This window comes from Mesorhizobium sp. WSM4814, from assembly GCF_055811595.1.
This window is the reverse complement of the sequence record NZ_JBVVQT010000011.1, coordinates 38,460-59,940: the sequence shown is the minus strand read 5'-3', so window position 1 is coordinate 59,940 and position 21,481 is coordinate 38,460. Positions and strand designations below refer to the sequence as shown.

13 protein-coding genes and 5 pseudogenes are annotated in these 21,481 nt (G+C 59.9%); 6 read left to right on the top strand and 12 right to left on the bottom strand.

Annotation, left to right across the window (positions count from 1 at the left end; translation table 11 throughout):
• The first annotated feature begins 23 nt into the window (after positions 1–23).
• Together AC0L2V_RS18050 and AC0L2V_RS18045 are read left to right on the top strand one after the other, a co-directional pair.
• Positions 24–1,256: pseudogene (locus AC0L2V_RS18050) on the top strand (trans-sulfuration enzyme family protein).
• A gap of 40 nt (positions 1,257–1,296) precedes the next feature.
• Positions 1,297–2,199, top strand: coding sequence for a dihydrodipicolinate synthase family protein (locus tag AC0L2V_RS18045; protein WP_473520772.1), 903 nt, complete (start codon positions 1,297–1,299; stop codon positions 2,197–2,199).
• A gap of 565 nt (positions 2,200–2,764) precedes the next feature.
• On the opposite strand, the gene AC0L2V_RS18040 is transcribed toward AC0L2V_RS18045, so the two are convergent.
• The 3 genes from AC0L2V_RS18040 to AC0L2V_RS18030 are packed head-to-tail and all read right to left on the bottom strand — an operon-like array spanning position 2,765 to position 8,585.
• Positions 2,765–6,007, bottom strand: coding sequence for an efflux RND transporter permease subunit (locus AC0L2V_RS18040; RefSeq protein ID WP_473520771.1), 3,243 nt, complete (start codon positions 6,005–6,007; stop codon positions 2,765–2,767).
• A complete protein-coding gene (locus AC0L2V_RS18035) occupies positions 6,004–7,077 on the bottom strand; it encodes an efflux RND transporter periplasmic adaptor subunit (protein ID WP_473520770.1) in 1,074 nt (357 codons plus the stop codon). Before AC0L2V_RS18035 ends, AC0L2V_RS18040 begins: the two co-directional genes overlap by 4 nt.
• Positions 7,077–8,585, bottom strand: a complete 1,509-nt coding sequence (locus AC0L2V_RS18030) for an efflux transporter outer membrane subunit (protein WP_473520769.1) — start codon at positions 8,583–8,585, stop codon at positions 7,077–7,079. The genes AC0L2V_RS18035 and AC0L2V_RS18030 overlap by 1 nt, the downstream gene beginning before the upstream one ends.
• Before the next feature lie 398 nt (positions 8,586–8,983).
• Here AC0L2V_RS18030 and AC0L2V_RS18025 point away from each other — a divergent pair, with 398 nt between their 5' ends.
• Positions 8,984–9,334, top strand: a complete 351-nt coding sequence (locus AC0L2V_RS18025; protein ID WP_095482951.1) for a hypothetical protein — start codon at positions 8,984–8,986, stop codon at positions 9,332–9,334.
• A 65-nt stretch (positions 9,335–9,399) separates the two neighbouring features.
• Here the strand turns inward: AC0L2V_RS18025 and AC0L2V_RS18020 are convergent.
• Positions 9,400–9,498, bottom strand: a pseudogene (locus AC0L2V_RS18020) (IS5/IS1182 family transposase); the annotation flags it as partial.
• A 467-nt stretch (positions 9,499–9,965) separates the two neighbouring features.
• Here AC0L2V_RS18020 and AC0L2V_RS18015 point away from each other — a divergent pair.
• Positions 9,966–10,215: pseudogene (locus AC0L2V_RS18015) on the top strand (EamA family transporter); the annotation flags it as partial.
• Between the two features lie 2 nt (positions 10,216–10,217).
• On the opposite strand, the gene AC0L2V_RS18010 reads toward AC0L2V_RS18015, so the two are convergent.
• Together AC0L2V_RS18010 and AC0L2V_RS18005 are read right to left on the bottom strand one after the other, a co-directional pair.
• Positions 10,218–10,895 carry a methyltransferase family protein gene (locus AC0L2V_RS18010; RefSeq protein ID WP_473520768.1) on the bottom strand — a complete coding sequence of 226 codons (678 nt, stop codon included), beginning with the start codon at positions 10,893–10,895 and terminating at the stop codon, positions 10,218–10,220.
• 14 nt (positions 10,896–10,909) lie between these two features.
• Positions 10,910–11,614: an acyltransferase family protein gene (locus AC0L2V_RS18005; protein ID WP_473520767.1), complete on the bottom strand. Its 705-nt coding sequence runs from the start codon at positions 11,612–11,614 to the stop codon at positions 10,910–10,912.
• Between the two features lie 146 nt (positions 11,615–11,760).
• Here AC0L2V_RS18005 and AC0L2V_RS18000 point away from each other — a divergent pair.
• A pseudogene (locus AC0L2V_RS18000) lies at positions 11,761–13,383 on the top strand (ISL3 family transposase).
• A 155-nt stretch (positions 13,384–13,538) separates the two neighbouring features.
• Here the strand turns inward: AC0L2V_RS18000 and AC0L2V_RS17995 are convergent.
• The 6 genes and pseudogenes from AC0L2V_RS17995 to AC0L2V_RS17970 form a co-directional block, all read right to left on the bottom strand.
• Positions 13,539–13,991 carry a nitronate monooxygenase gene (locus AC0L2V_RS17995; RefSeq protein WP_473520766.1) on the bottom strand — a complete coding sequence of 151 codons (453 nt, stop codon included), beginning with the start codon at positions 13,989–13,991 and terminating at the stop codon, positions 13,539–13,541.
• Positions 13,992–14,029: 38 nt separating this feature from the next.
• Complete coding sequence (locus tag AC0L2V_RS17990) at positions 14,030–14,617, bottom strand: nitronate monooxygenase (RefSeq protein WP_473520765.1); 588 nt, start codon at positions 14,615–14,617, stop codon at positions 14,030–14,032.
• A gap of 118 nt (positions 14,618–14,735) precedes the next feature.
• A protein-coding gene (locus tag AC0L2V_RS17985; RefSeq protein WP_473520764.1) for an IS630 family transposase occupies positions 14,736–15,679 on the bottom strand; the annotation gives its coding sequence in 2 pieces (ribosomal slippage) (positions 14,736–15,343 and positions 15,343–15,679; 945 coding nt in all).
• A gap of 660 nt (positions 15,680–16,339) precedes the next feature.
• Positions 16,340–17,368, bottom strand: coding sequence for an LLM class flavin-dependent oxidoreductase (locus AC0L2V_RS17980; RefSeq protein ID WP_473520851.1), 1,029 nt, complete (start codon positions 17,366–17,368; stop codon positions 16,340–16,342).
• A gap of 145 nt (positions 17,369–17,513) precedes the next feature.
• Positions 17,514–18,599: a histidinol-phosphate transaminase gene (gene hisC, locus AC0L2V_RS17975; RefSeq protein ID WP_473520763.1), complete on the bottom strand. Its 1,086-nt coding sequence runs from the start codon at positions 18,597–18,599 to the stop codon at positions 17,514–17,516.
• Positions 18,600–18,898: 299 nt separating this feature from the next.
• A pseudogene (locus tag AC0L2V_RS17970) lies at positions 18,899–19,180 on the bottom strand (sigma 54-interacting transcriptional regulator); the annotation flags it as partial.
• 54 nt (positions 19,181–19,234) lie between these two features.
• On the opposite strand from AC0L2V_RS17970, the gene AC0L2V_RS17965 reads away from it, so the two are divergent.
• Positions 19,235–19,645, top strand: a complete 411-nt coding sequence (locus AC0L2V_RS17965; RefSeq protein ID WP_473520762.1) for a hypothetical protein — start codon at positions 19,235–19,237, stop codon at positions 19,643–19,645.
• Positions 19,646–21,481: the final 1,836 nt, after the last annotated feature.

Here is a 21,481-nt window from a genome sequence, read left to right as displayed (position 1 = left end):
GAAATCAAGAGGACTCAAAATCGATGATCGGCGCCGAAGCTCAGCCTGGAACCGATGCACGAACAACGCCGCCCTCGAACGACGCCGATCTCGCATTCGCCACCCCGGCCATTCATCATGGCTACGATCCGGCCGGCTTTTCCAATTCCGTTCAGCCACCTGTGTTTCTCACCTCGACCTATGGATTTGAAAGTGTGGCAGCAAACGAGGCGGCCGCAGCGCTTGGCGGAAGACTCTACGCACGCGAATACAACCCTACGACCGAGATCTTCGAAAAACGGCTCGCCAATCTCGAAGGAGCCGAAGGTGGGCTGGTCGTCGCCTCGGGGATGGCGGCGTTCGGCACGCTGATCCTTTCGCTGCTTTCGCAAGGTGACGAACTTATTGTCCACAATACGATCCATTCCAACACGCTCGCTATGGTCGAACAGGGGTTGCCTCGGTTTGGCATCAAGGTCGTTGCGGTCGATCTCTCAAATCCGAGCAATCTCGATGGCGCCATCTCTGACAGGACCCGTCTCGTTTTCTTCGAGACGCCGATCACCCCGCTGAGCCGAATCCTCGACATCGCCGCCATTGCCGAACACGCCCATGCGCGCGGCGTGAAAGTCGCGGTCGACAGCACCTTCGCCTCGCCCGCCCTCCAGCGTCCGCTGGAACTCGGAGCGGACATCGTGATCCATTCGTTGACCAAGTACATCAACGGCCACGGCGATGCGCTGGGCGGCGCGATTCGGCGATGCGAAAACACTGCACCTGCTGCACGAAACTGGCCTGCGCTATGTCACCGGGGGCAGCGCTCTCGCCGATGTCGACGTTCCTGATCTTGCGCGGGTTGAAGACGCTCACCTTGCGTATGGAACGTCACAGTGCCTCCGGGCTTGCGGTCGCTCACGCGCTCGAGGCGCACCCGGCTGTGGCTTGGGTGAGCTATCCATTTCTCGGCTCTCATCCCGACCATGAGATCGCGCGTAAACAGATGTCGCAAGGCTCGGGCATGTTGGCTCTCGGCCTCCACACAGGGTTCGAAGGCTCGCGCCGTATGATGGACCGGCTCAAGCTGATCACCCGGGCGGTCAGCCTCGGCGACGCAGACAGCCTCATCTATCATCCGGCAAGCCTGGCCCGCTCGCGCAAGTCAATCCGCCAGGACGCGCATTTGCCTGATTGGCGACGACCTCATGCGCCTGTCGGTAGGGCTCGAAGACGTCGCCGATTTGATCGCGGATCTGCAGCAGGCACTGGACGCGGTCTGATGCCCAACGCTTTACCCAATCCAACGACGGAAGCTTCAGCATGGCGTTCCTGAGCGGCCTTTCCGCCTTCCCAATCACACCGGGAGACGCTGACGGCCACGTCGATGCCCTGGCGCTGCGCAAGCTGATTGCACGGCTTTGCGCAGCAAACGTGGATTCCATCGGCCTGCTCGGCAGCACCGGCACCTATATGTATCTCTCGCGCGAGGAACGCCGCCGCGCCCTTTCCGAGGCGCTGGACGAGACGGGTGGACGGATCCCGCTCGTGGCGGGCGTGGGCGCCTTGCGCACTGACGAGGCGGTAAAATATGCTAGTGACGCGAAGGCCCTCGGCGCAGCCGCGGGCTTGCTCGCGGCTGTCTCCTACACTCCGCTCACCGACGACGAGGTTTTCGAGCATTTTTCTACAGTGGCGCGCGAAAGCGGTCTGCCAATCGTGATCTACGACAATCTTGGAACGACGCATTTTCGCTTCACGCCAGCGCTCGTCGGGCGCCTGGCACAGCTGCTTGACATTCTCGCTATCAAAAACTCAACCGACCGGGGCGATGCCATCAAACGCCATCTGGCGCACCAGAAAAAAATCGTGCCAGAAGGTTTCTCGATCGGCTACAGTGGCGACTCGAACGCCGCCGAGGCCATGATCGCCGGCGCCGATATATGGTACAGCGTCCTCGGTGGCATCTTGCCCGAGCCCTGCCTGGGGATTGTCAGAGCCGCTCAGCACGGCGATCACGCAGAAGCACACCGGATCGACGCCATGCTTGCTCCGCTGTGGGAGCTTTTTGAGGTGTTTTCGAGCCTTCGCGTCGTCTACGCGCTCGCCGAGCTCCTCGACATCTGTCGCGCAGAGCCCCCACGGCCAATCATGCCGCTTCCCGCTGCCGCGAAGGGCCAGCTCGCCGGGGCCCCGGCCCGTCTGGGATCAGGTACCGGATCGTAAGCCGCGAGACTTCAAGCCAGCCTTCCCCGCTTGGAGCCTACTTCTGGACGTTCTCCGATATCGAGGCTCGTAAGCGGCCAGCCTTTGTCCGCTGATTCACCCTCATCGTGTAGTAGGTCACAACGATGTAGAGGCCCGCAATTGCCGCGCACCGGATAAAAAGCCTCCAACGGACTCCTCGAGATCCACCAGTCGAGGGTCATCTGCATGGACAGCTTTGTACCGATTGCCAGATCAAACGATCAAACGAACTACTCACGCCTAGGCCGCTACGAACGCAGACTGAGGCGAAGCCCTGGGGCGGTTTATGTTGTTAAGCTTCCCGTTCGTGCCACCCGCGATGTTCGCTTCTGGAGAACGACACGGCCAGCGATTGACTGAAATGAGGCGCATTTCCGAAATTTAGACAACGTACCAATGTACTTTGTCTGAATAATAAGAATGGACCTGATGGTCGGCCCGTCCTTCGTGGCAACCGCCGGTCCGGATCCCCCCCTGCCATTTCCCAAGATGCGGACAGCGCGACGGTTCGCCACCTCGGCTGAAGTGCACCGAGCCATCGGCTTCAATTCCGACGTGCTTGTTGTCTGGCAGCAGGAGGCAGACGCCCGTCGGCGGGCGTTGCAGCCCAGTTCGATGCCGCGTCTGGTCCACGACGGCCGGATCCAAGTGGAGGTGCCTCCCAGGACCGCTCCTCCCAAAGTGGTGCCCCGAACCGCCCCCCATCTTCAGGTGTGGAAGCCGGCGAGGGCTCAGGCTGTCTTATGCCGACAAGCTGCTTGAGGAGTCTGAGAAAGTCATCGACGAAGGTGAAGATGACGGGAATGGCGACGAGGCTGAGGACGGTGGAAATCATCAGCCCACCGATAACGACAATTGCCATCGGTTGACGGAAACTGGAGTCGCCGCCGCTGAGACTGAGCGCTACGGGAAGCATGCCGCATCCCATCGCGATCGTCGTCATGACGATCGGGCGAGCACGCTTGTGGCAGGCGTCGACCAGGGCGTCAAAGCGTGAGAGCCCGGCCCGGCGTGAGATGATCGCGTATTCGACCAGCAGGATCGAATTCTTCGTCACCACACCCATCAACATGAGCAGCCCGATCACCCCCGGCATGGAAAAGCTCGTGCCGGTCAGCACCAACGGCAGCAGGGCGCCGCCAAGAGACAGTGGAAGCGCCATAAGGATCGTCACCGGCTGGAAGAAATCATGGAAGAGCAGGACCAGCACGGCATAGATGCAGAATATTCCGATCCCCATGGCGATAGCGAAACTGCTGAAGAGCTCGGAACTGCGCTCCAATTCCCCCTGTTCGACGAATTTCACCCCGTCTGGAAGGCGCTGAAGGGCGGGCAGTGCCTGCGCTTCGCGATAGACGTCGCCGAGGATGCGACCGTTGAGTTCGACCGATAGCGTGACATTTCGCGAGCGGTCGATGCGGCTGATCTCCGACGGGCTGCCGCCGATGCTGATCTCGGCGACTGAGCCGAGATCGACGCTGCCCCTGGCGCCAGCAATGCGAAGATTGGCAATGTCATCAATCGTCGTACGGTTGTTGGGATCAAACCGGACGCGGATAGGAAGCTGGCGCTGCGGCAGGTTGAGCTTTGCTAACGAGGAGGAATAATCGCCGTTGGTGGCCACGCGAACCGCGTCGGAAATCGCTTCCGCCGTGATGCCGAGAGCGGCCGCGCGGTCGAGGTTCGGGACGATCTGGACTTCAGGGGCCTGCAGGGAGGCACTGGAGGTAACCGCGCCGATCCCCCGCAGCTTGCGAAGTTGCTCTTCGAGCGCGCCGGCTGCCTGGCCGAGTGCATTGGAATCGTCGCTGGCCAGCGTGATTTCCAGTGTCGTGCCGTTGCCGCCCGTACCCACAGCGATCCTGGCGCCAGGAAGAATGGCGAGTGCCTGCCGGATATCATTCTCGATCTCGGTCTGCTTGCGGGTGCGTTCGCCGATCTTCTTCAGATCGACGACGAGCGAGGCGGCCGCCGTATCGACGGTCGTCGAGGAATCGATCAGGTCACCTGAAGAGGCGCTTCCGACGGAGGAGAACACATGCGTCACGTCCGGCAGTCGGGAAACAATCTCTGCGGCTCGCCGCGTGATCGCGTCCGTCTGCTCAATAGTGCTGCCGGGTTGCAGCGTCAGGGTGACTTGTGTCTGCGCATGGTCCGAAGCGGGTAGGAAACCGGAACTGAGGAACGGGATCGTCGAAATCGACAGGCCGAGGAACAGGCAGACGCCAAGGACCGTCAGTTTGCGATGGTGCAGGCAGGTTTTAACGATGGCTAGGTAGGCGCGCATGATTCGGCCGTCCTTTGCCTCGACAGGATGCGCCTTCATCATGTAAGCGGCCATCATCGGCGTCAGCAGGCGCGCGACGACCAGGGAGGCGAGAACCGCCACGGCTGCCGTTACACCGAACTGGCGGAAGACAAGGCCGGGAATACCGCCCATGAAGGCAGTCGACAGGAAGACGGCAACGAGCGTGAAGGTCGTGGCGATGACGGCAAGGCCGATTTCGTCGGCGGCTTCGAGCGCGGCCTCCTTCGGCGGTTTGCCCATTTGCAGGTGGCGCGCAATGTTCTCGATTTCGACAATCGCATCATCGATCAGGATGCCGACCACGAGCGAGAGCGCGAGCAGCGTCACCTTGTTGAGGCTGAAATCCGCCAGATACATCACCAGAAAGGTCGGTATGACCGATAGTGGCAGCGCCACCGCCGAAAGGACAGTCGCCCTCCAGTCGCGCAGGAAGAGCCAGACCACGACGATCGCGAGGATGGCGCCCTCGTAGAGCATGTGCATCGAGCCGTCATAGTTTTCGATGATCGGCCCGATCGTGCTGTACGCCTCGACAATCTCGACACCAGGATTGGCGGCGGCGAAGTTCTGCATGGCCACCTGGATAGCCGTCGCGACGCCCGTATCAGAAAAGCCGTTCGAGCGTTTGACCTGCACTGCGATCACCGGCTCGCCATCGAGATAGGCGATGGACGCCCGGTCAGCGAAGCTGTCCGTAACGGTGCTGATCTCGTCGAGACGCACCAGAGCGCCACTTGGGAGTGGGATTGCGAGCGCCCTTAATGCCTCGATCGAAGAAACCGCGCCGAGCGTGCGGATCACCTGCTTGCTGCCGCCGATTTCCGCCCGGCCGCCCGAAGCGTCCGACTGCATGGATTTGAGCCGCGCGGAAACGGTTGCGGCGCTGAGGCCGAGCGAACTCATCAGCTGGGAATTGAGATCGCTATGCACCTCACGATTGATGCCGCCGATGCGGCTGACCTGGCCGACGCCGGGCACGGCAAGCAAGGCCTTCGTCATGTCGTTGTCGACGAACCACGAGAGTTCCGTCTCATTGAGGCGGATGGAGCGCACGGCGTATGTCAGGATTGGTGATCCCTGGACCGTCGTTTTCGTCACGCTCGGTGTCTGCATCTGGGCGGGCAGGTTACCGCTCATACTATCGACGGCATTGCGCACCTCGTTCAGCGCTGCCTCGCCGTCCTTCTCCAGCTGAAATGAGACATTGATGCTGACCGCGCCGTCCGTGATCGTGGTCGTGAGGTGCTCTAGGAGGTTCAGGGAGGCGAGCTTGTCCTCGATCTTGCGCGCGACTTCGGTTTCGAGTTGGGCCGGCGCTGCACCTTCGAGCGCGGCTTTGATTTGGATAGTCGGCAGCACCATGTCGGGGTAGTTCTGAACCGCCAAGCGATCGAAGGCGAGCAGGCCGCCGACGGTGAGCAGGATGAACAGCAGGATTGCGGGAACCGGATTGCGGATCGACCAGGCGGAAAAGTTCATTGGGCGTCCTCCTCTACCCGGACGAGGGCCTTATCCGAGAGGAAGGCGCCGCCCGATGTCACCACGTCGGCCCAGGGATCAAGGCCCGAGAGGATTTCCACTTCTCTGGCATTGCGGCGGCCGGTTTCAACACGGACGCGTGATGCACGCCTGTCCGCATCCACCGTGAAGACGTAAGCGATGCCGTCACGCACCACGAGCGCCGTCTCGGGCACGGTGAATGCCTTCGTGCTCGCAAGCTCGATCTGGCCGGTAACGTAAAGGCCGATGGGTGAGTGCGCCTCGGCCGGCAGCGCCACATAGGCGAGCACCCTTCCGGTATCGGTGCTGACCGTCGGCCCGACGAGCCGCACGGTCCCTTTGACGCGCCGCCCCTGCAGACCGACGATCGTGGCGGTCAGGCCTTCCTTGATGCGAGGCAAATAACGTGCAGACACTTCCGCCTGCCACTCGACGCGCTGCTGGCGCACGAGACGGAACAGCTCCGTGCCGGAGGAAACGACAGCGCCGAGTTGGACCGAACGGGCAGTGATCAGCCCGTCGTCCGGGGCCAGAATGGTCGCCTGAGCGAGCTTGATCTTCTGGCTTTCCAACGAGGCTTCGGCGGATTCGACACCCGCGATCGCAGTCTGCTCGGCGATCAGGTATTCGGTGATCTTCTCCTCAGAAAGCGCACCGCTTCCCTGCACCTTGCGTGCTCGGTCAGCACTCGTCCTGGCTTTTGCGAGGTCCGCCTTGGCACTTGCCAGCACGGCCTCTTCCTTGCGCAGTTGCGCGCGCACCGTTTCGTCGGCCAGCCGAACGAGGGGTTGACCCTTCAAGACCACCGACCCGACGTCAGCAAGGACATCGGTCACACGCAGGCCGCCGATTTCCGCGGCAATGACCGCTTCGTGCCAAGGCTTCAGCCAGCCGCTGGCGGGTATCGTTTCAGGCCACTGGCGTTCCGCCGGCTTTGCCACCGCGACGGTAAGCGCTGCCGCCTCGTTCTGTTGCGCGAGCGCGGGCTCTGCGGCGAAAACAAGGATCCCGCTCAGGGTAGCGGCGAGGAGACGAGGTGAAGATCGCATCAGAGCAGGTTTTCTTTCGACTTTTGCCGCAGGTCCTTGGGTGAGGAGGCGCTCGCATCCCAGCCGCCGCCGAGCGCCTTGTAGAGGGCGATCCAATTGCGCACGGAGTCGCGACGGGTTTCGATGAGCGAGACCTCCGCCGACTGCGCCGAACGCCGGGCGTCCTCGCGGTCGAGCAGGCTTGCGCCACCGGCCTTCCAGTTCGAATCCACGGCTTTGAAGTAGGCGCGGTAGTTGCGCGCCGCGACACTGGCATCGCCGATCTGCCGTCGCGTACTGTCGATCCGCACGAGTGCGGTCTCGACTTCGGCGACCGCGTCCAGCACACCTGATTTGTAGGCGGCCACCGCTACCTTATATGCGGCTGCCGCGCTGCCCACTGCCGCCCGGCGCGAGCCACCATCGAAGAGCGGGATCGAGATGGCCGGGCCGAAGGACCAGGGCAGAGAGGTTCCCATCAGCGATGAACTGTCGATCGTGACCGAGCCGCCGAGGCTGAGGCTCGGATAGAGATCGGCTTTTGCCGCGCCGGTCTCGGCGAGCGATGCAGCGACCTCGAGCTCAAGGGCGTCGATGTCGGGGCGCTGCCGTAAGGCGTCGGCAGGCACGGCGGATAGCTTGAGGGTCCTCGGCGTGGGTAACCCGGGCTTGCCCATCGCCAGAATATCGCGGACATGAGGCTCGTCACCGCCGATAAGGCGGGCGAGCGACTTGACGAGAATCTCGCACTCGGCACGCTGGGCGGTCCGTGTCGAGGCCGAGGTAGCAGCACTCGCCCGCCCTAGCGCAAGGTCGGCGCTCGACGTAAGGCCGGAGGTTGCGGCCATTTCCATTGCCCGGATCGTCTCGCGCTGCGAGGCGAGTTCGGTGATATAAACTTGCTCCAGCTGCCGGCAGGCACGGTACTGCATATAGTAGTCCGCCACCTCCGCCGCGAGTGAGACGCGCGCATCGTGCCAATCGGCGGTGCGCTCGTGGACCCGCAGCCGCGCCGCCTCGCTCCTCTGCCGCATCTTGCCAAACAGATCGATTTCCCAAGAAGCGTCGAGGCTGCCGCTCACAGTCGTAGCGGCAGCAACTTGGTTGGCTTTGTTGCCGCGGGCGAGCGATCCCGAGCCGCCAAGCCCCGGAAAAAGGCTCGCCTGCGTAGATGCCAGCGTGGCGCGCCCCCTCTCGATCTCTGCAGCGGCGGACTCGAGACTGGGGCTTTCCGCCTGCGCAGATGCAATGAGGGCCGTCAGCGACGGATCGGAAAACGTGGACCACCAGGACACGAGATCGCCGGTCCGGCCGCCATGCGGAAAGGTCGCGTGCCAGGCATTCGCGATCTTCAAATCAGGTTCCTGAACGCTGGCGACGGTCGTGCAGCCTGACACGATCAGGCACGCTCCAAGACCGGCCATACCGACAATCCTGCGATATGCCGCCTTCATCGCGGCCTTGGATTGGCAGGCATTACGGCCCGGGCGCGAAACAGCCATCAAGAAGGCCATCATGGTGATGGCCACTAGTCGATGCATGTCTACCGCCTTGTTCCGGGGCCGCCACCCAGCGGAAACATCTAGGTCTCCACCGGCAGCACCGCGTATGGCGATCGTTCTTCGCAATCGCTCCTGGGCGGCATTAATCCCGATTTGTCATTGCGGTGGGTTATGTATTGTTAAGAGTTGTTAAGGCGCAGCGGCCTGGCGCCCGCCGGAAGCGCTGGTCCGCGCCGCGTGGATGGGATCGCTGCCGCAGACGCAGCGACTGTTGGGCCGGGAGGAGGCCTGCCTGGGACCACAGCAACAAAATTAAACACAATTTCGACAAAGGGCGGCAAGCAATGCCGCCCCTTCTTCGTGCCCATTCCGCCAGTTGTCAGTGACTCGCAAGCCGGGGTATATGCCCGCCAAGGTTGGTGCTTATGCTTGAACGGATTTTGCCTTTTTTCGTGGGGCTGGCTTTACTGTTGGGTAGCGGCTGCGCGCGCAGCGATGATGGTACGGTGATTATTCCGAGACCGCTTGATGCCAGGCGATTTTTTGACAAAGAGCCGCCCCACCTGCAGCAGCCACACATCGAAAACAGCGTGTTTCCGGTTGCGCCACAGGAGCCGGAAAGGCTCGAACCGCGTCGTACGGCAAGTCACAAGACATCAAACAGACGCGCATCGCGGATCGCAAGTCCTCCGCTTTCCTCTTATGAGCCGCACAAGCCGCTTGTGTGCAAGAACGTCAGCGAGCCCGGCAAGCGATACCGTGTGGTTTGCGAATAGGGCAATTGGTTTGGCCAGCGGTCTACCCCTCAGAGCCTCGCGGCGCCTTTCCGGATCAGGTTGTGCCCGGCCCGCTGGCGGTCGTCCATCAGGGAGATGTTGTGGATCGTGCGAAACAGCATCAGCCGTACAAAGCGCCGGAACCACCAGTAGACCGTCTGCCACGCGGCATCAAATTGCCGCCCGGTGAATGGGGCAATCACCGCGAAGAGCGTGATAGCCAGGTACATGGCCGGTTCGGCGATGGCACGCGAACCGAGGCGACGTGGGCAACGCTCGGCCGGTTCGGTGTGCATCGCCTGCCAAACCCGAAGCGACGCGCGCCTCCGTCCAGGACCACACCCACCATACCGGCGCCGCTAACAAAGCCCCCGTGCCACAACGTCTTAGGAATGCCAGGTCTGCTCTGGTGATCGCCAAGAGGTGTGAGGACCTTAACAATCAAGACCCTTTCGTGGCTCCCAACGGCAATGGCCGGAACGGGTCCAGCCTGTCGTGGAAAGTCATTGATGTGATAACGTGATTCCCGATCAGCGAGGTGAGTCTGGCTAAAGCGGTTTGTCGAGGGCGAGGATCGCCGGCAAGCGGCACTGCTTCCCAAGTGCCTGGACGATTACATGACGCAGGACAATCCGGGGTGGCGACGGGTGCATCGTGGATCTGCTACTTTCGCGCGCTCCAGTTTGGGAGGCGCAGCACGCGTTGCCCCTGTCGACAAACTGAGCCTCGTGCTTGTGGCGGTGTTCGGACTGACATTCCTCAAGGAACACTTGTAATTGTCGAACTGGGCAGGGGTTGCCTTGATCGCAACAGGCGCGGTTCTGGTACGCTACAAGGCTAACAGGAGGGCTATTCGCGGCGGCTTATTGCTCCGTCTTTAGGATCAGAACAGCCAAAAAAAGGTGGGCAGATAGCCAGCTACCTGGAGGTATTCGATGCCTTCGATGGCTGGAAAGATCGCCAGAAAATAGAGGGCATCGAAGAATGTGCTTCTTAATGCGTTCGTGGAGAACGTGTGCTGATGCTTGTCCTGATGCAGCCACGGCTTGGGCCAGAACCGCGGCGTCCTTGCCACATATGCTTCGAACTCCGGACCAAATTTGTCACGAAGAAACGTCTCTTCCTTTCGGGCAGTCGTCCCGAAAACCGCATAGGTGCACACCCCCAGAGCGGATGCAACGATGAGCGATCCGAACATGAGGCCGATGCCGAATGCTCCGATCGTCGAAAACAGATATAGGGGATTGCGAGTGATCGAGTACGGCCCGCTGACTGCCAACTCGCTGTTCTTCCGCCCCCCGACATAGAGGATGCTCCACAACCTCCCGAGTATGCAGACGAGGATCAGAACAAAACCGATCATCTCGATGACCTGGTGAAGGCTAGATGCTTCATCCCAACCGGGGCGAGAGAATAGCAGCGAGCCAATCGCCGCTATGCTCAAGGCCTGGACGACCAAAAGTCTCTTCCGCTGATTAAACGGTTGCGGGGCAATGGAAGCGGACATCATGGTTCCTTCGACAAAGGCTTTTTCGGGGGCTCGCGCCAGCAGTGCATCCAATGTCGACCGATCTGTCAGAAATGTGACGCGCTGTCCCTTTCCTGGCGGCGACTGCTCGGTTTTAATGGCAAGCTCGATAGCCGATTGCAATAGGCCTGACCCTTGGCAAATCCCGATGTCGGCAGCCCTTCGGGAGCCACAATTCGGGCCAGCCAAGCAGCCCGCACATATACAAGCACCGGCCAATGGACCAGATAGAGCGAGTACGAGATATCCCCGATCCTTGCCATGCTTCGAACCGCCACATTATCCCTGCTGGGCGACAGCAGGAGGATCAGGGTTGCCAAGCAAAGCAAAGCGGCATTCACGATTGGGTTCTGCGAACCAAGTCCAATGGGAATAAGGAGGATAAGCACGAGCGCCGGGAGGCGCAGCGCCGCAAACTTGGCCGCCACGCGAGCGCTGGCGGGAAGCAATGCCCCGAGCGAACCAATCGCTATTTCCCAAAAGCGGGTCGGAAAAAGATAAAATGCAGCGTATGGGTGACGAATGGCCACGTAGAGACACAGCGGAAAAGTCGCGTGCCAGGCATTTGCGATCTTCAAATCAGGTTCCTGAACGCTGGCGACGGTCGTGCAGCCTGACACGATCAGGCACGCTCCAAGACCGGCCATACCGACAATCCTGCGATATGCCGCCTTCATCGCGGCCTTGGATTGGCAGGCATTACGGCCCGGGCGCGAAACAGCCATCAAGAAGGCCATCATGGTGATGGCCACTAGTCGATGCATGTCTACCGCCTTGTTCCGGGGCCGCCACCCAGCGGAAACATCTAGGTCTCCACCTGTCGCGTTGCAGTTAATGAGTGTCTTCCTCAATTTGTGTGGTTCATCCGCTGTTAGCGACGCTATCGCTATGGGCGGGCATGCGAACGACATCGAAATGGTCGCCCGGCCCAGGGGTCAGACTTCTGGGTGTCGCGCTCACTGATGATCACAGTTGGGTTGTTTCCACTGCCGGACCAGCGATCGGCATTTGCCCCGTTGTGGCCGGCGAAGCCGAAGTCGGCATGGCTGGTCCAACTGCAGCCTTCAGGATCTGCCGGTCCAGGGCAAGCCCGTGACGGCGAAGCTCCTGCTGAGCCCCTGGCGATGTGCACATCAGAAATGTGAGCGACAAACGTTCACTGATCGACTCCCGACGGTTGCTTCCCCTCATGCGCGCAGGACGACTAGGGTCGTGGAGATTGTCGGCTTGCTCGGCCATAGCACGGGTGGACGTCCTGGCGAACGCCTCATGCAACGGCTCGGCATGCCGGTCAGTGACGACACCATCCTGCGGCAACTGAAGCGGGATGCCGCGGTTACTCACCGCGCCTCCGAGATTCGGGTGGTTGGCATCGATGACTGGAGCTGGCGGCGAGCGACGCGATACGGCACTATCGTGGTTGATCTCGAGCGTCACTTGCTCGTCGACATTCTCGATGATCGGAGTGTCGATAGCGCAGCCAGGTGGCTGCGGAATCATCGCTCCGTCGAGGTCGTCAGCCGAGACCGCTGCGGCCTGTATGCGCAGGCCGTCCGTGAAGGCGCACCGCAGGCTCACCAAGTGGCCGACCGGTTTCATCTGGTCCAGAATCTTCGTAAGGCAATCGAGGAACAGATGAGCTTTAGTGGACGTGCTTCAGGAAGATCCATCCTGTCCGAGGACGACGCTGCGACACATCACAAGCGTGCCCGTCTCGCGCATAGGCAGTCTCGCCAGCAGATATTCGAGATGCTCCACGCCTTACGCCAGGAGGGTCTATCCTACAGCGAGATCGCCCGACGGACCGGCTATGAGCGTCGCAGTGTAGCGACGTGGCTTAAGTTCAAGGCTCCGCCAGATAGGCGGCGAGCAGCATTGAACCCCCCATCACCATGGTGCTTTGAAACGTTCCTTGCCCAACGCTGACCAACGCTGGAAGGAAGGGAACCGCTGCGGACGGTATCTTTTTCATGATGTGAAGCAGCGTGGCTACACCGGCAGCGTCTCCAATCTGGAGCGACTGCTGGGAGCTTGGCGGCGGGCCGAAAGAGTGCGCGCCGATGATGTTCCTTCGATTGCGATCAGCTTGGGACCCGTTCGAGATCCGGATACCGGCCACGCGATTTCGCCAGTTGTTGCCGCGGCGCTGTGCATAAAGCCAAGAGCCTGCTGACGCCTCGACAAGCAAGGAAAGTCGATGCCCTGAAGCAGGGATCTGACGCATTCGCCGATATGCGACGCCTTGGCAATGCGCTTCAACGGTATCCTCCGGAGCAAGAGGTCGGAAACACTGGACCCCTGGATCGACGATGCGATCGACTCCGACATCATTCCGATCATGCGATTCGCCCGTGTTTTGCGCAGAGACATCGATGCCGTCAACAATGCCATCGAGCTGCCCTGGAGCAACGGACAGGCCGAACGTCAGATCAACCGCCTGAAGACCCTCCAGCGCGCAATGTACGGCAGGGGCCCCGAACTGCTGAGAGCACGAATGCTGCCACCGCGCCACCCAAAGTGAGGAAGAACCCAGTTAACTGCCAAGCGACATCAGCGACCATGCGAAGATCGTGTGACCGTCCAAGTTCTCCCAAAAGCGCAGGCATCCCACAGATGGGGCACTCGGCTGCGGCGGGTCACCGTCGACGACAGTCACACTTACTGATCTCGAATTGGTTATGGAACCTCGGTCTTAAGAGCAGCAAGTGCTGACCTCAAGCTCTTTAACCAATGTCGAAATGAGTTTTGGCGCGGCATGGTACGCGCAAGCGGAGCACCCTGGCCAGATTGTGCTCCGAATCCGTGCTCATTCCTTGCTTTTGCAGCGGCATGCAGCGCCTTTCCAGCATCGTAGGCGATCGGGTAATCAGGCGGTAGTAGGTCAAACGTTTCCTGCAGCGCCGTGAAGCGGTTTTCGATTGCGCGTGCCGGCCTTCCGGAGATCAGGCGCGTCAGTCGCGTGTGATACGCGCCCGGCCCCGTCAGCGCCTTTCGATATGCCTCGTCAGCACTCGATTCGGGACACGCGACAAACGCCGTACCTAGCTGGGCTGCGATTGCGCCAAGCGCGAGCGCCGCCCCAATTCCGGCTCCATCCATAATGCCGCCGGCGGGGATCACGGGGAGCATGCTTTCGCGAACCAGGAGCCTCACAAGTGCGAAAGTGCCTAAACCGTCATCGGGCAACGTCGGATCGAAGACGCGCGGTGACCGCCGGCCTCAATGCCTTGCGCCACGATTCCATCTATGCCGGCCAGTTCGACCTTGCGTGCCTCGTCAGGACTGGTGGCGGTCGCAAGCAGTGTCGTGCCATTCGCTTTCAAGGCCCTGATAATCCATCCGACGGTAGTCCGAAATGGAAGCTGATGACGGCGCCGCGTTTCAAGCAACATCGACAGCATCTCGATGTCGTCGGCAAAGCTCTTGTAGATTGTGCGCAGGGCCTCTGGAGGCTCTGCACCGAACTCCGCGAACAATGGTTTCAGCCAATCAAGCCACGCCGCCTCGCGCACCGGATCGGTAATTGGCGTGCCATGCACGAACAAATTGACATTGAAGGCGCGATCGGTCCGCGAGCGCAACTCCTCAATCTTCGCTCTTGCGCCTGCCGCATCGTTGCTCCAACGGCAATCGATCCCAGCCCCCCAGCATTCGAGACCTCCGCCGCCAAGGCGGGGGTCGAAACACCCGCCAGAGTGGCCTGAATGATCGGAATTGTCATTCTTAGCTGTTCCAACACCGTTTTTTCTCCTCAAGCCGCCAACAATTCGTCAGTCGGGCCAAAAAATTCATAATGGATGTGATCAGCGGGAACGGCCGCTTGCGCCAGCCCCGAAACAAAGAAGCGCATGAATGGACTAGAGCACGTCCTGTTTAATCCGGTTCATATCCTGCGGCTTTGAAGTAATTGGCACATTCGGCTGGGGGGAAGAGGTCGACGACCGCGCCGACCGCGTCCCACAGAGCCTTGATGGTTCTCTCGGCCTTTGCTCGCAGCAGCGCCTTGAGTTTGGCGAAGGCGTTCTCAATCGGATTGAAGTCGGGACTGTAGGGCGGCAGGTAGAGCAGGCTCGCGCCTGCGGCCTCAATCGCGTCGCGCACGCCGGCGGCCTTGTGGGCGGGCAGGTTGTCCATGATGACTACGTCGCCCTCTGACAACGTCGGGACCAGCACCTGCTCGACATAGGCCAGGAACACGTTGCCGTTCATAGCGCCGTCGTAGACGAAGGGCGCAGTCATGCCCGTCAGCCGCAGCGCTCCGGTGAAGGTCGTGGTCTTCCAGTGGCCATGCGGCACGCCGGCCCGGCAGCGCTCGCCGCGCGGCGCTCTTCCACGCAGGCGGGCCATCTTTGTGGAGAGGCCGGTCTCGTCGATGAACACGAGCTTCGCCGGATCGAGATCGAGCTGGCCGTCGAACCAGTCCCGGCGCCGCTTCAGCACGTCGGGGCGATCCTGCTCCAGTGCGTGCGCGGACTTTTTTTGAATGTCCAGCCGTGGCCGCGAAGCCAGGCGCTCAAGGCGCTGCGGCTGATCCGCACCGACTGCTCGGCGACCAGCCGCTCCACCATCTCGTTCAGCGTGATGTCCTTGCGTTCCTCGATCAGCCCGACGATGAAGGCTTCATGCGCATCGAGGCTGGAGGCGCGGCGGCGGCCCTGCGGGCGTGGTGCCAGTTCGCCGATCTTCGCCCGCGCAATCCAGCGGATCGCGCTGGACACTCCCACGCCGAACCGCGCCGCCGCTTGCCGCGCCGACATCCCCTCGTCCGAAGCCTTCAAAACCCGCGATCGAAGCTCCCCGCTCAATGCTCTTCCCATCGTCCACCTCCATCGAGGTGGATGTTGAATCAGCACAAGACGCAGCTGTCACATCACAATCGATTCATCGATCACAGGACGTGCTCTAGGACCGCAGATGTAGAAGTCCGCTTCATTATAGGGGTGTTTGTGAGTAGCCATTCGAAGGAGACTAGCCGCTATGCACTTCGCCTCATCACTCGATTGATCATGGGGGGTCGCAAATGAGGTCGCTTGCTGGCGCGCTGCTAGGCGGCCCGATTTCCGGTACCATGGATGTGGAAGCATGTGTGGCCGAGATGCTATTCTGCCAGTGCCTCCAGCATGCTTACCATAGGCGTCAGGCCTACGCCGCCGGGCAAATGTGAACAAGCGCCGAAGGTTGACCCCAAGCTGATCGCCGTCAAGTGCATGGCTTTACTGGCAAATTCATGACTTCCGGAGGTCACTACCGACGCCGATGGTGATTGTGATGGCGGATCAACGCGTTACGCTCCACTTGTCAGGGGTCAACCTTCGGCGGTGATTCACAAAAAGTGTCGCCATGTTGTCGGAGACCCACTTTACCGCAGAGGAAATCGACTTTTTCTTGGCTATGACCGAAGGCGTGCTCCGTTGGAATCATGAGCGCATGGAACAAATCCATGGTGGACGCGTCTAACGAGCGCTGCCGCACTGAGCTCAGCCAACTCGAGCCATAATTGCCGATTGAATGGCCGTTGCGGTATATAGGGAAGCATCTAACGACAGATTCCCAAATGCCGGTTGACAAAGGAGGTAGTTCGCACCTGCCTCTTCCAGCTGATCAAGAAGAGCTTGTCCCGCAGAAGCTGCCGTTCCTACTACGCACAATTCCTTCTCGATTGCTGCATCGAAGGTCAGCGGCAGGTTTGGTGGAGTCGGCATGGCATTGAGATCGTAAAGGAATTTAAAGCTCTTGAGCCACCGTTCGTAAGCAGGTGCGGCGAGTGAACGTGCATCTGTTTCAGAACGCCCAATCACGACCATTCGGAGCAATCCAAGAAATGGCGCTTGGTCGTCCGCGTCACTGGTGTGCTCTCGACCGCCGCGGTAGGCATCAGTAATTCTGCGAACAGAAGAGGAAGGTCCCACGCACGCGATGTTCACGCCATTCGCAGCGGCCCAGGCTGCCGATTCGGGTCGATTCGTGGCGATCCAAGTCGGCGGATGTGGACGCTGATGAGTTCTTAGCGTCAGCGGAACGCTGTTCAACTCAAAATGGCGGCCTTGATAGGATAGCGTGCCGCCTTTCAGCGCATTGAGAAGAATTTCGCTGGCTTCCGCATAGTGGTCTGGCGCCGCGTCCGAGCCAATCCCAAAGTAACCCAATTCGATCGGGAGCGAGCCGCGCCCAATCCCAAGTTCGAGCCTGCCACCGCTCAATTGGTCCAGCATACAGACCTCTTCGAACGCACGTAGCGGATGATAGAGGGCAAGCAGCATTACCAATGGGCCGACACGAAGGCGCCGGGTTCGCTGGGCTACGCTCGACAAGAACAGATTCGGCGATGGACCTCTCCCATGTGGGGTACAATGGTGCTCCGCGAGATGATATGCATAGAACCCAAGGCGATCGCACGCCTCCGCTAACATCAGGCGATCTTCGTATTGTCGGGCGATATCGAAGCCGTCCTCGTCCAGGTGATCGAAGATGCCGACAGCTAGGTCTGAAGGAAAAACCTTATTCATCATATTGTCTCCAAGTTTGACGCAACAAGTCTCACTGCTTGCAGGTCCCAAGCAATTCAAAGATCTATCTGTTGTGTAATCTTCGGATTATAGTATGCGAACGCCAAATCATAGACTGCGCTGCGTAAGGCGTGGATCTTACAAATTAAATCTTACTAATATGACTAACGGCGCCAAGAAATGAATCCATTTGCTCTTTTGTACCGATGCTGACGCGGATGTAATTTTCCAAACCTTCATCGGGAAAGACGGCAACAAGTATTTTTTGTCTTGCAAAGGCTGATTGCCACCATGAGCCGTCCTGTCCCGTTGGCACGCGGGCTAGCAAGAAGTTTGCGTGGGAAGGAATTACGGAAAATCCAAGTTGCGACAGCGCGAGCGTCACTCGCTGTCGTTGATGCTTGATGTGTCTGTGGTTGTCTGCATAGCCGGCGCGGTGCGCAAGGATGCTGACACCAACCGCATGCCCGATCACATTCATGTTGAAGACGTTCTGGATGTTGCGTAGCCTGCCGATAATTTCAGGGTGACCGAAACCGAAACCGATGCGAATGCCGGCGGCAGCATAGCTTTTCGAAAATGTTCTTAAGACCAGAAGGTTCGAATGGCGATTGATGAGGCGCAGACCATCCTCGGGTGCAAAGTCGACGTAGGCCTCATCCAGCACGATCAAGCGGTCCGATTTCGCTACCAGGCGTTCGATGTCGGCCACCGGAACGAACGTTCCGGTCGGATTGTTCGGATTGGCTAACAGAATGAACTTGGCGTCCTTTGCAGGACCGAAGAGCAATTGCTCTATCGGCAAGGAATGATCTTCGCTAAATTCGATTTCGAGAAATTGAGCACCCTGCAACATGGCAAGTTTGCGATTAAACGAAAACCCTGGCGACATCATCGCCACGCTATCGCCCGGGGCAAGGAAAGCTCTGTAGACAAGTCCAAGCAGTTCAGACGATCCGTTACCGGCGATCACCTGATCCATGGAGACGCTGTAGGCATTGGCGGCTGCTTCCCTCAAGCTGATGTTATCGTCTTCTGGATATAGATAGTGCCGCTCGAGGGCCGCAATCGCACTTTGCATTATGATTGTTGGAAGCGGGAATGGGTTCTCATTCGTGTTTAGTTTTACCCAACTTGAATCCGGCGCTGGTCTATCACATGGCGGAGCATCTAACTGTCTCGCCACTCGCGAAAGAGACGAAAGCACACTCTGCAGTTTTGCATCGGACATGTTTTTCTCCGTTTCAGTCGCAGAGGGAATCCGGATGAACTGATGGTCGAGAGCACATGGCCGACCGACGGTGCGTTCACACCGCCTTTGTCAGCCAGTGACCCCGTGAGGTCGGGCGGGCTATCCTCCCGGGTCGAATTGGCGCCGACGCTCAGGTCCGCATCCACTCGTCATCGGGCCAAGACTCCGCCAAAACCACCGACGCTTGATTTGTCCCTGATATTTGCCTCGGTCGTCCTTTCAAGGACGCTTGATCTTGATGCCGTATTTCCTCAGCGTGTACCCAATCTGGCGCGGCGTCTGTCGGCGAGCTCAAAGCGCCCCTTCCGCGAGTTGAATGCACTGGTAAAGGCACCCTTTTCGTGACCGAACAGCTCGGATTCCAGGACTGTCTCGGGGAGCGCTGCGCAATTGAGCTTGATGAACGGCCGCTTGGCGCGCCCCGACAGCTCGTGAACGGCCTTGGCGACCAGCTCCTTGCCGGTCCCGGATTCGCCGCGCAGCAAAACGGTGCTGTTGGACCTGGCTACTAACGCGACCTTCTCAAGCAGCCCGCGCAGCGCCCGGCTGTCGCCAATGATGTCGGACGCCCCGGGCACGTTCTTGTCGGCGGCGTTGAAGGCCGGATGCGCCGCTTGGTTGCGGATCTTGAGGTCGGTCACCTGGTCACGGGCAAGCGCGAAAAACGCCCTGGCCGTAAGTCGGGGGGCCGCGACGTGGTCGAGTGCACAGCGGGGCGATGGCTGACGCATGGCTTTCCTTTCATGAATCGTGATCGTCGACTGGCTTCTGCACGCCGCAACCGCACGTTGATTCAGGAGACCGGAATGGGGCAGGAGAGTCAATCGAGCTTTCTTTCATTTGCGAAAGGAAACTCGGCGCTGATGATAGAATTCCATCAGTTTCATATATCTCCGGCAGATGATATCGAACGGCAGAAAAGTCTGCTTCGGCGTTTCCGCGGTGCCGGTGCTGATGGCCCGGGCCATCAGCGTAATCAGCTCTTGGCAAAGCTGGCGCAGTGGCGTGGCGGCCGCCATCGATGATGTGATCCGGCAGCGCCGACCGCGACTCCGGCGTGATTTCATTCACAATCGCGACGAGGTCCTGACCTTTGCCCTCCTCGCGGAGCGCCTGACGGCCCCCCTGCCCCCGCCGACCATATAGAAGCCGACGTGCTCAGGTTGCCGCGCATGAGATCCAGCGTGGTCTCGTATGTGATCTGCCGCTTCTCGAGGTTGACGAGCGTATCGAGCAGACTGATGGGAGCGAAAGCCGATTTCGCGGAGCCCCTGGAAGCGGTCGCTGCCGACGTTTGCCGCACAGGATGGACGTTGACGACATTCTTTCCCGCGTGAAATGAGGCGATGCGAGCAGGGGTAGATATGCCGCGTGCGCGGCAGGGCGGGCAGGAGCCGATGGCAAAGGCTGAAACTCGGTAACACGGCGCAGACTGTCACGCTCTCTAAAAGAGACTGTTCTTCAGAGAGTACCGTCTTATTCGATCCGGCGTCGGGAGGCTCGTCCGGCTGAAGTAGGACGATGGCAATGATGCGGTCAGGGGATGGATTGCATGATCCACGGCGGGCACCTACACGGATCACCTCGCAAAGGCGGGCGGGACCTGGATCGAGCCGACATTGCGAGATTTTCGCGGCCATGGCGGCTTCGCTGTCTGCTGTCCGCAGGGCGAAGCGCGCATCAGATGAGCGCCAGCGGCGGGTGCACCTGCGCCCGAACCGCGGGGATGACGAACACGATCTTCGCTGGCTAGGTGTTTGATCCCAGATTTTGATGGGGCATCCTTGTCCTCCGAATCAAGGGATGCGCTATGGGCCAGGTTCTTCATGGGAGCGCTACGCCGCTCGATCTAGCGGAGGCAGCGGCGGTCGATACGGCCGGCCGGCAGAACCCGCGCTGCCGTGAGGCGCTGCCATCTCGACGTAGGAGCTGTTGACTTGCAGAACACTGCACTATCTGCGAACGCATCGCGAGATCCCCCGACCCTGCGACCCACTTCCGCGCTAGGCCGCGCTGTTCTTGACTAGGCGCAGTTCGTGGTTGCCCAGCCGTCTGGAGCGGCCGTCCTGCCCATGCCACTTGTATGCTGACCGAACTCGGAATTCGGGCAAGGTCGGCCGAGGATGGCCTGCATCGCATCAAACGCTTCCTCCCGAAGAAAAGTCAAATTCCGCTTCCGTTTCGACGCTCTCTGCAAGAACCGGGAGCTTGAGACGCCGAGCGAGCCAAAGACTGCACGCAAAAAGTCAGCCGCCTCGTCGCTGGTATCCACCGCGCGGACAAGAGACTGAGTCGACTTTGATCTTATCAAACGGGCGCGTTGTTTTTTACATTGTGCACCCATAATGAAATCTGCGACGGCGCTCCTGATAAAAATAGCAAACGGAGCGACGTGAGGGTCTACAACCAATTTCCGTTGTTGCGCAACACTAATCATCATCATTTGGTCCTCTACCGTCTTTGGAGACGCTCGACGAGTTTGGTACGCAATCTATCGATCTTCATCCCAGATCACATCAATTTTTCCGCAGCATTTCGCGTGCGCTTGAGACGGGCCTGGTAAATCGCTGATGATCTTAACCACATTTCACCACCGCGGATTAATTCGACACCATTTGTGTTCGACCGAGCGGCCGACGGATATGGGCGTTCAGTTGATTTGGCGCCTTAGATGGCAGGAAGCCTCGCGGCCGGTTCGAGGCGCATCAATATCCGCCTCCGAAGCAGCACGCGCAAGTATCGTCATGAGCCCGAGCGCTTCGCGTTCGGCGCTGTGCAATTTCCGACAATTTCGGATATAGAGTCAGATCTCGGGATTGCGTTTAAATGGTTTTCTCATTTGGCACAGGACATGCACGATC